Source organism: Zunongwangia sp. HRR-M8 (assembly GCF_027594405.1).
GTDB lineage: Bacteria > Bacteroidota > Bacteroidia > Flavobacteriales > Flavobacteriaceae > Zunongwangia.
On the sequence record NZ_CP115161.1, the window covers coordinates 848,217 to 862,853 of the forward strand.

At 35.6% G+C, this 14,637-nt stretch carries 9 protein-coding genes; 7 read left to right on the forward strand and 2 right to left on the reverse strand.

Annotation, left to right across the window (positions count from 1 at the left end; all coding sequences use genetic code 11):
- Window positions 1–149 precede the first annotated feature (149 nt).
- The 7 genes from PBT89_RS03700 to PBT89_RS03730 all read left to right on the forward strand — a co-directional run bounded on the left by PBT89_RS03700 (window position 150) and on the right by PBT89_RS03730 (window position 13,117).
- A complete protein-coding gene (locus PBT89_RS03700) occupies window positions 150–1,907 on the forward strand; it encodes a hypothetical protein (protein WP_270063444.1) in 1,758 nt (585 codons plus the stop codon).
- 340 nt (window positions 1,908–2,247) lie between these two features.
- Complete coding sequence (locus PBT89_RS03705; RefSeq protein WP_270063445.1) at window positions 2,248–3,963, forward strand: sulfatase family protein; 1,716 nt, start codon at window positions 2,248–2,250, stop codon at window positions 3,961–3,963.
- 4 nt (window positions 3,964–3,967) lie between these two features.
- Window positions 3,968–5,113: a formylglycine-generating enzyme family protein gene (locus PBT89_RS03710; protein WP_270063446.1), complete on the forward strand. Its 1,146-nt coding sequence runs from the start codon at window positions 3,968–3,970 to the stop codon at window positions 5,111–5,113.
- Window positions 5,114–5,206: 93 nt separating this feature from the next.
- Window positions 5,207–7,495 (forward strand): TonB-dependent receptor, encoded by a 2,289-nt coding sequence (locus PBT89_RS03715; RefSeq protein ID WP_270063447.1) that lies wholly within the window; start codon window positions 5,207–5,209, stop codon window positions 7,493–7,495.
- Window positions 7,496–7,557: 62 nt separating this feature from the next.
- Window positions 7,558–9,867, forward strand: a complete 2,310-nt coding sequence (locus PBT89_RS03720) for a glycoside hydrolase family 3 protein (protein ID WP_270063448.1) — start codon at window positions 7,558–7,560, stop codon at window positions 9,865–9,867.
- A 6-nt stretch (window positions 9,868–9,873) separates the two neighbouring features.
- Complete coding sequence (locus PBT89_RS03725; RefSeq protein ID WP_270063449.1) at window positions 9,874–10,755, forward strand: alpha/beta hydrolase; 882 nt, start codon at window positions 9,874–9,876, stop codon at window positions 10,753–10,755.
- A 10-nt stretch (window positions 10,756–10,765) separates the two neighbouring features.
- Entirely contained in the window at window positions 10,766–13,117 is a 2,352-nt protein-coding gene (locus tag PBT89_RS03730) for a beta-glucosidase family protein (RefSeq protein WP_270063450.1), read from the forward strand.
- A 308-nt stretch (window positions 13,118–13,425) separates the two neighbouring features.
- Here PBT89_RS03730 and PBT89_RS03735 read toward each other — a convergent pair whose 3' ends face one another.
- Together PBT89_RS03735 and PBT89_RS03740 are read right to left on the reverse strand one after the other, a co-directional pair.
- Window positions 13,426–13,884, reverse strand: a complete 459-nt coding sequence (locus PBT89_RS03735) for a DUF2798 domain-containing protein (protein ID WP_270063451.1) — start codon at window positions 13,882–13,884, stop codon at window positions 13,426–13,428.
- Window positions 13,885–13,941: 57 nt separating this feature from the next.
- A complete protein-coding gene (locus PBT89_RS03740) occupies window positions 13,942–14,526 on the reverse strand; it encodes a Crp/Fnr family transcriptional regulator (protein WP_270063452.1) in 585 nt (194 codons plus the stop codon).
- Window positions 14,527–14,637 lie beyond the last annotated feature (111 nt).

Sequence of the window (14,637 nt, forward strand, 5' to 3'; positions counted from 1 at the left end):
ATATCTGAATTTTGCATAATATGAGAATTGCTCAAAACCATTCGATTTCATTTTAAATGAATTGAACGATACAGATTTGCAGCTTGTCGAATAACAGGCATTAAGCCAAGGTTTTCAAAATAAATTTGTCTGGCTAAAAACCCTACAATATGAAAACCAATAAAATTTTTATAATAATCTGTCTTTTAATGTCAGGTTTTGCTTCAGCACAAATAGGTATAAATACAACCAAACCCGATCCTTCTTCTATAGTGGATATTAGAAGTAAACATGCCGGAGTATTAATCCCCAGAGTAGAATTGACTTCTTTGACCGATAGAATTACTGTTCCTAATCCTGTCCTTGGGCTATTAGTTTATAACGATATTAAAAATAGGGATTTAGAAGAACGATTTTATTTTTGGGATGGTGAAAAATGGGATAAAATTCAATCTCAAAATGATTTTGATTTTCTTGAAGCAAGAATAGATGATTTATCTTCTGGACCTGGTAATAATGCTTCTGGCTCTTGGTCTTTGGAAGGTAATGATCTTGGTTATTCTGGTAATTCAGAAAAGTATATAGGCAGCACTACTTATGCAGAATTAAATTTCCGAGTTAACGATAAGCAAATTGGTAAATTGCACCCTAACGGAGGTGTTAGTTTCGGTATAGGATCTGTGATAGATAATAGCCAGCGTTCTTTTGCGCTGGGGCAAGAATCTGATGCCAGCGGAAATCAGGATGCGTTTGCCATAGGTACAAAAGCCAAAGCTAATACCAATAGATCTGTAGCCTTAGGTTATAATGCAGAAACAAATCAAACCAATGCTTTTGCAATGGGTGTAAATTCACGGGCAGATGGTACAAGTTCTTTTGCTGTAGGTAGCAATTCAAAAGCTTCAGCAACCGATGCTTTTGCTATAGGTACGGGATCAAATGCATCTTCTAGCGCCTCTTTAGCTTTGGGACAGAATAGTAAATCTTCCAATGTAAATTCATTAGCTATTGGGGTTTCAGCGAATGCATCAAATCAATTTAGTATCGCACTAGGTAATGGTGCTGCTTCTAGTGGAATGCACGCAATGGCCATTGGAGGAAGTTCTACCGCAACCGCAGATAAATCTATAGCATATGGTTTTAAATCTCGAGCAGATGGCGTAAATTCTATAGCCCTAGGTTACGAGGCTAATACAAAAGGCTTAAATGCTGTTGCTATCGGCTACGGAGCGAAAGCTGATCAAGACAATACTGTAATTATAGGAAATGCTGGATATGACAGTAACGGTGGGAAGAATGATTGGTATAAATCTAAAATAGGGATAGGTACCTATAAACCTGAAGCTAGTTTAGATCTTCACGGAAGCTTTAAATTAGTGGATGGGACTCAAGGAGCTGGTAAGGTATTAACTTCAGACGGCAACGGTAATGCGAGTTGGAAAGAAGTATCTAGTGGTGGAGGTGCTGCCGATAATAGTGCAGAAGTTTTTGGAGATCTTTATAATAATGGGACTCAATTTTTGAGAAACGATAGAAATGCTTTTAGTATCAAATTCAATAAATCTTCTTATTTGAAAAATTCTAGTATGTCTGGAGATGGCATACAGGTACAAAAGTCCGGAGTTTACGAAGCTAATTCGACTATCTCGTTGAAAATAGAAGATGACGATGCTGAAAATACAGTTTACGAATTCTATTTTGCAAAGTGGGGAAATAAAATTGAAGGATCTTCAGTTTTTATAACAATAGATAGTGCAGTTAAAAATGGCGAAATTTATACAATCAGTTTAAATAAGCTTGTAGAACTTAATCAATGGGAACAATTAGCGGTATATGCTAGAAAATATAATACTCGCGGCGAAGGCGATAAATTATCTTTGGTAAGTGGAAGTTCTAATTTCAACTTGAAAAGAATAGGAACACTCTAAAATAAAAATATCTTAAGTCAAATTGCATTTTTTGAACAATAACTTTAAAGCCCCTATCATGGGGCTAAATTATTTTTAAAGAAATCTAAATATATCAAATCAGTAATTTTAGAGTTCAGCAATAACTAAATATTAATATTGTTTAAATTTAATTACGAATTTATTTTAAAATCCATTTTTCTCATTATTTCAATAATAACAAGGTATTCAGAAAGTATTAAGTTTTATGAAGTAGAAAAGTTGATTAAAATTACAATGCTTCTTTTTGAAACTTGTAGAAAATGCTGTAATATTGCTTTTAAATGAAACAATAAATTATCTCGAAAACGATGTAAGTCCCATGAGTAAAAAATTATTCAAACCTTTAGTTATTATTGCGATTCTGCTAGTCAATAGCATGTTTGCTCAGCAAAATAACGAGCAGCCAAATATTATTTGGATTACATGTGAAGATATATCTCCATATATCGCTGCCTTTGGGGATGAAGTTATTAAAACTCCAAACATTGATAAATTAGCAGAAGAAGGTGTTAAATATACTTCAGCATATACTGTTGCCGGAGTTTGTTCACCTAGTAGAGCGGGTATTATTACGGGTATGCATCCGGTTTCAGTAGGAACTCAGCATATGAGAACCAGAGCTATTGAAGCTAAATTTATGCCGGAAGGAGTACCTATGTACGATGCGGTATTGCCGGCTGAAGTAAAAGCATTTCCAGAATTTTTACGTAAAGAGGGGTATTACACTACTAATAATATGAAAGAAGATTATCAGTTTAAGGCTCCGGTAACCGTTTGGGACGAGAGCAGTGCGGCTGCTAGTTATACGTATAGAGATAAAGATCAACCTTTTTTTAGTGTATATAATTTATTCATCACTCACGAATCTCAGGTGATGGAATATCCTGAAACGCTCACTGTAGATCCAGCCGATGTTGGAGTAGACGTGCCTGAATTTTATGAAGATTCTCCTACAGTACGTAAAGATTTTGCAAACCTACTAACGCATATTGAAATGATGGATGCTAACGTGGGAGAGCTTATAGCGCAATTAAAAGAAGATGGAGTATATGATAATAGTTATATTTTCTTTTATAGCGATCATGGCGGGAATTTACCTTGGATGAAAAGAGAAATTCTAGAACGAGGGACTCATATTCCTTTGGTAGTTAAGTATCCAAAAGGCGCAAATGCTAATACAGAAGTTAAAGATTTGATTAGTTCTATAGATTTTGCTCCAACCGTGCTTTCGATAGCAGGAATTAAGCCACCAAAATATTTACAAGGTCAGGCCTTTATCGGAAAATATGCAGCGGAAAATAAGCGTGATTACGTATATGCCGCTAGAGATCGAATGGACGCACAATACGATAGAGTACGTTCAGTGAGAGATGAGAATTTCAGATATATTTATAATTATCATCCGGAACTTCCAAAATATCAAGATCTTAATTACAGAAAAGGTATTCCGTTGATGCAAGAAATTTTGGACAAAAAAGAAGCGGGAGAAATCACCAATCCTTATTTAGCAGATTGGTTTAAACCTACAAAACCAGTTGAAGAGTTATATAATGTAAGTGAAGATCCAGATGAAGTTCATAATCTTGCAAAAGATCCTAAATATCAAGATAAATTAAAAGAAATGCGTTTAGCATATTTAGATTGGGTTTCTAGAGTTGGTGATCTTTCTTATATGTCAGAGCCAGAAATGGTGAAAGAATATATGTGGAATGGAGAAGGAGAAGCACCTCAAACCAAGCCGGTAGAAGTTATTCAGGCTAAAGATGGAATTCATTTAGTGGCGCAAACTCCAGGAACTTCTATAGGCTATAGAATCGTTAAGAAATCTGAAGATTACAAACCTGTCGAACACGTGGTTAAATCTTGGGATCTTGCAATTATTTTTAAAATCAATAAACAAGGAGAAAAGCTAGAAGCTCCTAAACGTTGGAAGGTTTATAACGGCGAGACTTTAGATCTTAAAAGAAATGAACGCTTAGAAATTAATGCGATGCGTATTGGTTATAAACCCTATACTACTGAATTTGAAAAATAGTTGAATGGGATTTAGGTTTAGTTACATACTGTTGCTTTTACTTTTTGTTTCTTCTTGTAAAAACGAGAAGAAACAAAAAGAAGATTTGGTAACGAAAACGGTATCGAAAAAAGATTCCACCTATCTCAGTTGTCACGCTAATTTACCGAGTCGATTTTCAGTTTCAGAAAAATCCAATATTTCTAAAAAGAAAAGTGATAGTATTTCTACTAAAGGAATGGTGAAACTTGAAGGTGGTGTGTTTTTAATGGGGGCTTCAGATAATAGAGGTAGAGCAGATGAGTACCCTCAGCATCAAGTAAAAGTAGATCCCTTTTATATGGATGTAACTTCTGTAACGAATGCTCAGTTCGCTGAATTTGTAAAAGCAACAGGTTATGTAACCACTGCTGAAAGAGATGTAGACTGGAATGAGATGAAGAAACAATTACCTGCCAATACTCCAAAACCTGCCGATAGTTTGTTAAAAGCATCATCATTAGTGTTTAAAGGCACTAAAAATGAAGTTCCTTTAAATAATCCTTCAGTATGGTGGGAATGGAAAAGAGGCGCCGATTGGAAACATCCTCAAGGACCTCAAAGCTCTATTGAAGGGAAAGAAAATTATCCGGTAGTTCATGTGTCTTGGGATGATGCAAATGCTTATGCTACATGGGCAGGAAAACGATTGCCTACAGAAGCCGAATATGAATATGCTGCCAGAGGTGGATTAAAAAACCAACCCTATCCTTGGGGAAAAGAGGAGCCTTATCATGGTAAGCCTAAAGCCAATACCTGGGAGGGAAAATTTCCTTACAAAAATACAGAAAGTGATGGGGCTTATGGGATTGCTCCTGTAAAATCTTACGCGCCTAATGATTTTGGTCTATACGATATGGCGGGAAATGTTTGGGAATGGACGGCAGATAATTACAAAAGTGATTATTATAAAACAATCTCGGTAGATGTTCAAGATAACCCTATAGGTCCACAAACAAGTAACGATCCTCGTCAGCCTGGTATTCCAGTAAAAACAGTTCGAGGTGGTTCGTTTATGTGTAACGAATCCTATTGTTCTGGCTATAGAGCATCTTCAAGAATGGCTTCCTCACCAGATACAGGATTAGAAAATACAGGCTTTCGTTGTGTAAAAGAAATAGTTAGTCAATAATCTACATGAAGTAGAAAAGAATTAAAAAGTTTAAAAAAGTCTTTTCTCATGTTAGGGTGAGAAAATTTTATATCAATTTTTAAAAGTTTCAAAATGAAGCATTATATGAACAGGAATTTTACAAAAACAAGTTTAAGCTTATTCTTCGCAGGCTTTTCTTTATTTGCTTCGCAATCGATATTTGCGCAAGAAGATAAAGATAAAAATATAAGTGTTCAGGATTCCATTGCATTGCAACAGGATTTGAAAGGAGACAAGGAAGCAGACGGGAAGAAAAACGGGAGTGATCGAAATGTGATGCTAAATGCATCTAGTAACTCAGGTCCCAGAGATGTAAATATAGGTTTGCCAGGAAGTGTAGGAGGTATAACAATTCTTGAGAATGATTTACCTGTGGTTTATCTTTTTTGGCCAGAGTTGCCTAACAAAACTTGGAGACAAAGTGTAAGTCTTCAAAAAACCGGTTTGTTAAAGATGGATGAGTTAGCCAGCACAATGGGAGATTTAGGCTTTGCGGTTAATTCTTACACACAAACAGGGACTGAAGAATTTCAATTAAAAGGAAAGCTTTCAGGAAGCCATTTTGGATGGTTTCAGGGGGATATTAATGTTTCTGGACCAATTTCAGAGAATGGATGGTCTTACACTGCTGGTGCATTTGTAAACTTTGATCCCAGTACTTACGATTTAGGATATAATAATTATGCAGATCAAACTAAAATATTTAGAGCTGGTTTAACCAAACGATTTAAGGATGGAAAAGGCATTTTTAATATTTCTTACAAATATGCCGATTCTTATACTACTACTAATTATGCGGTGGTCGAATACGGTCCAGATGGTGAAGCTAATGAAATAGATGATTTTCGCATTGGTCGCGATTCGTATATAGTTAGAGACGGTAAAGTTCGTTTTAAAGATGTAGATGGGGGCGATTATTATTGGGCATCTATGGATGGGAAAGAAAATACCAATAAATCTCATAATATTGATATTTTCGGTAATTATCTTATGGATAATGGATGGAATTTTAAATATTCTACACGTTTACACTTGGCTAAAGCTTCTCTACTGAATATTATACCTATTAGTATAATTGATGCAAATGCTGGAGACGGTTATCAAATAGCAAGTACAGGTGAAGCATACACGGGATCTGTAGGCACGCAGTTAGGAATGAATTCTCCAGAAATTTCTAGTACAAGTGTTATGGGAAGATTCTCAATAAATAAAAAAATTGAAAATCACGATGTGACGCTGGGGATTTTAGAACAATATTACAACATAGATAATTATGTATCTAATAGATCTTTATTCTACCAAACTGTCGAAAATCAGCCTCAACGATTAATTAGTCCAACAACAGATGAATATGGATTTTACGGATATAATGGAGGAGCAGAGTTTCACACCGGTAAAGAAAATAAATTGGCGGTATACGCTAGCGACGACTGGCAGGTAAATGATCGTTTTAATCTTAGTTATGGTGTTTTCTTTAGACATCAATATTTAGACGGTGAGTATTCTTTGCAACAAAGAGGGGTAGATTTTACTATTCAGGACGCTGAAAAATCACCTATCGATAAAAATTGGTTCAATATTGCCGGTAAAGTAAATGCAACCTATAATTTAACTAAAAAATTTGGAGTACTAGCTAATTTACAATATACCGAAGAGAACGGAAGATTAGAAAGATATTCTGCTCCTATAAACCCTAATACCACTACAAGTAAAAGCCCAATGGGTGCTTTTGGTGTATTCTATAATTCTGATTGGGTAAGTTTAGTTTCACAAGTAACCTATTTAACTAAAAATAACTATTTAAAACGATTTAATTTAGTTAATCCAGATAATAGTTCTGAAACGCAACAAACAACAACTTTTTATGATATAGAAACCTTAGGCTGGACTACAGATGTAGTATTAACTCCATTTAAAGGTTTTAGTTTTCATGGTTTAGTAACGGTACAGGATCCAAAATATAAAGATTTTACTTTTGATGCTTTCGGAAACAATTATGATTTTAGTGATAAAACGGTATTAGAGATTTCTAAAGTATTATTAGAGTTAGATCCAAGTTATACCTACAAAGACTGGAGAGTTTGGGCTAGTTTTAGATATTTTAGTAAGCAATATGCTAATATCAATAATGCGCTGACTTTTGCACCACGTTGGGAAAATTTTGGAGGGATTAATTACAAGTTTAGTGACCACTTAAATTTTGGTCTTACATTGGTTAACTTCTTAAACCAAGTTGGAGCTAAAGGGACCATTAATGGAGCTGAATTAATTGAAGATCCGGAACCTTATTACGGAAGACTGTTAACGGCTTCATACATCCGTCCGTTTACAGCACAACTTTCTGTAAGCTTTAATTTCTAAAATATAAACATCCTCAAAAAGCATTCAGATATGAATGCTTTTTGACTTTTATAAGATTAGCTATGAAAACAAAAACTTGCTTAGTACTAAGCTTAGCCTTAGGAATTCAAATGGGATTTTCACAACAAAATGATATAAAAACAGTAACCAGTAAATCGGGTACTGTTTTGAAGTATCATAAAGATTCTGGTGTAAAAATCATAAAAGACGGTAAAGAATCGTTTAAAGATTTAAATAAAAACGGAAAGCTAGACACTTACGAAGATTGGCGTCTTCCCGTAGAAGAGCGTGCTAAAGATTTGGCTTCAAAAATGTCTGTCGAGCAAATCGCAGGATTAATGTTATATAGTCAGCATCAATCCATTCCTTCCGGAGAGGTTGGTTTTGGAGCCGGAACTTATAACGGAAAGCCATTTTCTGAAAGCGGAGCTGAAGCTTCTGCAATATCAGATCAGCAAAAACAATTTTTAAAAGACGATAATTTACGCCACGTTTTACTTACCGCGGTAAAATCGCCTGAAGTTGCTGCGAAATGGAATAACAATGTACAAGCTTATGTAGAAGGTTTGGGCTTAGGGATTCCTGCAAATAACAGTTCAGACCCAAGAAATACGGCAGAAGTTACTTCAGAATTTAATGCCGGTGCCGGTGGTACGATTTCATTATGGCCTGACGGTTTAGCAATGGGCGCTACTTTCGATCCGCAACTGGTAAAACAGTTTGGAGAAATGGCTTCTAAAGAATATCGTGCTTTGGGTATTACCACAGCACTTTCGCCTCAGGTAGATTTGGGAACCGAACCACGTTGGTACCGCATTGCTTATGTATTTAGTGAATCTCCGGAATTGGTAAAAGCAATGGGGAAAGCTTATATCGAAGGTTTCCAAACTTCAGATAAAGACTCAGAAATCAATAGCGGTTGGGGTTACCAAAGTGTTAATGCGATGGTAAAACACTGGCCTGGCGGAGGTCCGGAAGAAGGTGGACGAGATGCGCACTGGGCAATGGGAAAATTTGCGGTTTATCCGGGAGATAATTTTTCAGATCACTTAAAACCGTTTACCGAAGGAGCTTTTAAATTAGATGGTGGTACCGAAAAAGCCGCTGCTGTAATGCCATATTACACCATTAGTTTTGATCGTGACGATGTTTATAATGAAAATGTAGGGAACGGTTTCAGTAAATATATGATTACTGAATTACTTCGTGATCAATATGGGTACGACGGAGTGGTGTGTACCGACTGGTTAATCACTTCAGATGAAGGCGCGACACCAGCTACTTTTGCCGGAAAACCTTGGGGAACCGAAGAACTTTCTATAGCCGAACGTCATTATAAAGTGCTAAAAGCGGGTGTAGACCAGTTTGGAGGTAATAACGAAAAAGGTCCTGTTTTGGAAGCTTACCAAATGGGAGTTGAAGAATTTGGAGAAGATTATATGCGTAAACGCTTTGAGCGTTCTGCGGTTCGGTTATTAAAAAATATTTTTAGAACCGGATTATTTGAAAATCCTTATGTAAATGTTGCTGAAACTAAAGCAATCGTAGGAAATGCTGAATTTATGCAGGCAGGCTATGAAGCTCAGGTAAAATCTGTGGTAATGCTTAAAAATAAAGCTCAAGTATTACCTATAAAAGAAAAGAAAACGGTTTACATTCCTAAAATTTATACGCCGGTTGCGACCGACTGGTGGGGAAATCCTACACCGGCAAAACTAGATTATCCGGTAGATATAGAACTTATTGAGAAGTATTACAAGGTAACCGATAATCCAAAAGAAGCAGATTTTGCGATGGTTTTTGTCAAAAATCCGCAAACTAAAGAAGCCGGTTATAGCGAAGTAGATCGTAAAGAAGGGGGGAATGGATATGTGCCTATTTCACTTCAATACGAAACATATACCGCAACTACTGCAAGAGAGCATAGTATTGCAGCCGGTGACCCGGTGATTGATCCTGAAATTAAAGATCGTTCGTACAAAGGTAAAACGTCAACTTCTTCTAACATTATGGATCTACGAACTATTGAAGATACCAAAATGTTAATGGGAGATAAACCGGTAATTGTTTCGGTAACCGCAAATAAACCAATGATTTTTAGTGAATTTGAATCACAGGTGGAAGGTATTGTGCTCAACTTTGGTATTTCAACGCAAGCGGTGCTAGATATTGTTTCCGGAAAATCAGAACCTTCAGGATTATTACCAGTGCAAATGCCGGCTAATATGGAAACAGTAGAAGCGCAAAAAGAAGATGTGCCTTTCGATATGATTCCGTATCAAGATTCAGAAGGAAATACCTACGATTTTGGTTATGGTTTAGACTGGAATGGAGTGATTTCAGATAAAAGAACTGCTAAATATAAAAATTAGAATAAAATGAAAAAGTTAACTAAAATAATCACTTCTGTAATGTTGCTAATGGCTGTTTTTCAGCTTAGCGCACAAGATCAGGTAGTGAAACTTTACGACGGAAAAGCTCCGGGATCTGAAGATTGGAACTGGCAGGAAGCTCAAAAATATTCCGACTTATTTCAGACGGAAGTGGTCTATAATGTAACCGACCCTGAGTTATTAGTTTTTAAACCAGAAAATCCAAACGGAACCGCGATTATTATCGCTCCGGGTGGAGGTTTTCAAACTTTATCAATTAATAGAGAAGGGATTGATGTAGCTAAAGAATTAGCATCAAAAGGCGTAACCGCTTTTGTATTAAAATATCGGTTGATTCATTCTAAAACAGATACGCCTGCAAAAGAACTTATGGAGGGTTTAAAAGATCGTGATGCGCATTATAAAAGATCTAATGCTATTCAGAAACTAGCGGGGGAGGATTGTAAAACAGCTATCGATTATGTACGTAACCACGCTTCAGAATTTTCAGTGGATACCGAAAAAGTAGGAGTAATTGGTTTTTCTGCAGGAGCATCGGTGATTCTTAGAACTGTTTTAGGCGAAGCTCATTCAGCAAGCCTACCTAATTTTGCAGCTTCCCTTTACGGAGGGCCTAGCGATGAGTTAATGGCTAAAGAAGTTCCAGAAATTCCGTTGTTTATCTCAGCTGCAAGTGACGATCAATTAAAATTAGCACCAAAAAGTGTTGCGCTGTATAGCAAATGGCTAAAAACAGGGTATCCGGTAGAGTTGCATATGTATGCAAAAGGCGGACACGGTTTTGGAATGAAAACACAAAATTTACCGGTAGACGCTTGGTATAAGCGTTTTGAAGACTGGTTAACTCAATATAAATACCTCAAATAAATAATAGCATATGAAAATGAACAAACTAAAGGTTTTAGCCTTTGTTGCATTAGGGAGTTTTTCGCTTGCCAATGCGCAAAAAGCACCTCAGTTAGGCAAAGCTTCGGTAGACGAAGTTATAAAGGCAATGACGCCTGAAGAAAAAGTAGAATTATTAGTAGGTCCCGGGATGCCTGGTTATGCAGGTTTGGTGCCTTTAGAAGGTGAGCCTGACGTACGTGTGTTAGGACAAGCCGGAGGAAATGAAGAAGTGAACCGTTTAGGAATTCCTAAAACCGTTTTTGCTGATGGTCCTGCCGGATTACGAATTCAGCCTAAAAGAGAAAATAATCCCAATACCTATTACGCTACTGCATTTCCGGTAGGAACTGCCTTAGCTTCTTCTTGGAATACTGAATTAATTGAAGAAGTAGGTAAAGCGATGGGTGAAGAAGTAAAAGAATATGGTGTTGATGTTTTATTGGCTCCTGCTTTAAATATTCATAGAAACCCATTAAACGGAAGAAACTTTGAATATTACTCCGAAGATCCATTAGTATCCGGTAAAATTGCTTCGGCTTATGTTAAAGGAATTCAATCTCACGATGTGGGCACTTCCATCAAGCACTTTGCAGCAAATAATCAAGAAACTAACCGTTTATCGGTTAATGCACATATTTCAGAACGTGCAATGCGCGAAATTTATTTACGTGGTTTCGAGATTGCCGTAAAAGAAGCGAATCCGTGGACGGTAATGACGGCTTACAATAAAATTAATGGCGTGTATGCTTCTGCTAATGAAGATTTACTAACCAAAGTTTTAAGAGATGAGTGGGGTTATAAAGGCTTGGTAATGACAGACTGGTTTGGTGGTTATCCAGGTTTTGGTTCTATCAATGGAAAAAATAGCGTAAGTGATGTTGTTGCTCAGATGGAAGCTGGTAACGATTTATTAATGCCGGGTACTCAAAACCAAAAAGATGCTTTAATCAAAGCCATTAAAGAAGGTAAAGTAGATGAAGCAGCTATTGATAGAAACCTACGCCATATTTTAAATTATATTTTGCAAACACCAACAGTAGCAAACTATAAGTACAGCGACGATCCAGACTTAAAAGCGCACGCTGAAGTAACGCGTAACGCTGCTACAGAAGGAATGGTTTTATTGAAAAACAACGAAAACGCATTGCCTTTTACCAATAAAAAAGGGACTGTTGCTGTTTTTGGCGATACTTCTTACGACTTTATTGCGGGTGGTACCGGTAGTGGAGATGTAAATGAAGCCTATACCGTTTCGTTAATTGAAGGTTTAACCAATGCAGGTTATACCATCGATGAAGATCTTCAAAATGCTTACGTTCCTTTTGTAAAAGAAGCGACAGCAAAAGAAATGAAACGTCGCCAAGAAGAAGGTGGTTTGCTAGCCTCTGTACAACGTATCCCAGAGATGCCCTTAGAAAATGAGATGGTAGCAAATAAGGCAAAATCTTCTGAAGTTGCGGTGATTACTATTGGTAGAAATGCCGGTGAGCAACACGATAGAAAAATCGATAATGATTTCTATTTAGGTCAAGATGAAATAAAAATGATCAATACGGTAAGTGATGCTTTTCACGCCGAAGGAAAAAAAGTGATCGTAATTTTAAACATTGGTGGAGTTATTGAAACTGCTAGCTGGAAAGATAAAGTAGATGCTGTTTTACTAGCTTGGCAAGCCGGACAAGAAGGAGGAAACTCTGTAGCCGATGTATTTTCTGGAGCTAAAAACCCTTCAGGAAAATTAACAATGACCTTCCCAATGGATTATAACAACGAACCTTCTGCGGCTAACTTCCCAGGCGTTCCTGCTAACGATCCTAAAGAAGTATTTTACAAAGAAGGAATCTATGTAGGATACCGTTACTTTAATACCTTTAATGTGAAGCCATCTTACGAGTTTGGTTTTGGTAAATCGTATACCACTTTTGAATATTCAGATTTAAAATTTAGCGAAACTAATTTTAAAGATGAAATAGAAGTGTCTGTAAAAGTGAAAAATACCGGAAAAGTTGCGGGTAAAGAAGTTGTTCAGGTTTACGTTTCTGCTCCGGCAAAAATGGTAGATAAACCTGCTGAAGAATTACGTGCTTTCGGAAAAACTAAACTTTTAAAACCAGGAAAGTCTCAAAAATTAAATTTCACCATTAAAGCAAGAGATTTAGCTTCTTTTGTAGATGCTAAAAGTGCTTGGATTGCTGAAAAAGGAACTTATACTGTAAAAATAGGTGCTTCATCTTTAGACCTTAAAATGGCTAAAAATTTCACTTTAGATAACGACATTACAGTAGAGAAAGTAAACAATACGTTTGATCTTGATGTAGATATGAAAACTTTAAAGAATTAATTCTTTAAATACAGTAATTATTAAAAAGCCTTATCAAATTGATAAGGCTTTTTTATTGAAGTTGTTTTATCATCATTGCTAATTATTCCAGGTCTTGTTAAATCAAGATTCTTAAAAAATTAATGCGCTTTTTGCAGATCGTTTCTTTACTCGATAATTGAGATTAAATGTTCCGAAACTTGCCTCGAAATATCAAATAGTTTTCTGGTAAATGCTTCATTATATTTAAATTAAGTGTTTTATCTGCAAATTTTATTTAGCAAAAACATTGACCTGAAATCTCTAAGCTTTAGATTTTCTTCATCTCCTTAACTTATTTGTTCAGCGGTTTTAAATTTCTGAATACGATTTAAAATCCAGGGTTTTATTAAAAATGAAATGAGTAATCCCAAACAAATACCTATAGGTACAGATTTTAGAAAAGCATTAAACCATTGATTGATAAAAGATGAAGTGAATCCAAAATTGATGGTGACTACAATAAAAGAAATGAAGAACTCCATCGTACAACCAATTAAAGCACCGATCAAAATCTTTTTTGATAAGGAATCTCTTCTAAAAAATAGCGAAACTAATTTTGTAATTACTAAGGTACTAAGCATTCCTAATGGTGAAAATATAAATAGTCCTATAATTAATGAAGTAAACCATTCTTCTAAAAATTGAGGAGCAAAACCTAAATTAACCCAAGTAAAGAAAAAGGTTATAGCGCCAACAATGGTTAGTAGTATTAAAAGTATTGGGGAGAATAATTTTATCTTTTGCATCATTTATTTTTAAAATGCAAATTTGAGCATTCAAGATCTTTAAAACATTGATCTCGTTTATTGTTTTTCTGAATAGAATTCTTTACGCACTCTACTGATAATTTCTGGAGTCAGGTCGAGATAATTTGCAATATTTACATTAGAAAGTCTGTGTTTTAGATGCTGATTCTCTTCCATAAAATGAATATACTTCTCTTTTGCAGTTTTTCCAGAACGGGTAATCATACCGTTATGAGAGTGTTCATATACGTTTTCTAATAATTTTCTGTAATACTTTTCTAACGCAGGCATTTTTTCTAATAATTCATTTTTGTCTTCAAGCGTCAGCGTTAAAATTTCACTATCTTCAATAGCTTGAATAAAAATTCGGGAAGGTTTTTTGCTATTGAAACTACTTGGGTCGATAAGCCAATATTCTTCAGGAGCAAAATAAATAACGTGTTTGTTTCCTTTATCGTTAATATGATAAACTTGAAAGCAACCCTTGGTTACAAAAGCTTCATAGTTAAAAATGTCGCCCTCTCGAACAAAAAAATCATTCTTCAGTATCTTTTTGACAGTGAATTTTTCTTGTAATAAAGACCATTCACTTTTCTTTAAATTAATGGAATTATTTATATTTTCAATTAGTTTTTCAAACACTTTTTGGGGATTTGTTTCAGCTGAATTATTTCTTATTCTTTAATTATAAGTTCTATTTTTGAGTTGAAAAATACTAAATAAAAATAAAAAAGCGGTTTTAGTTTTCACCTA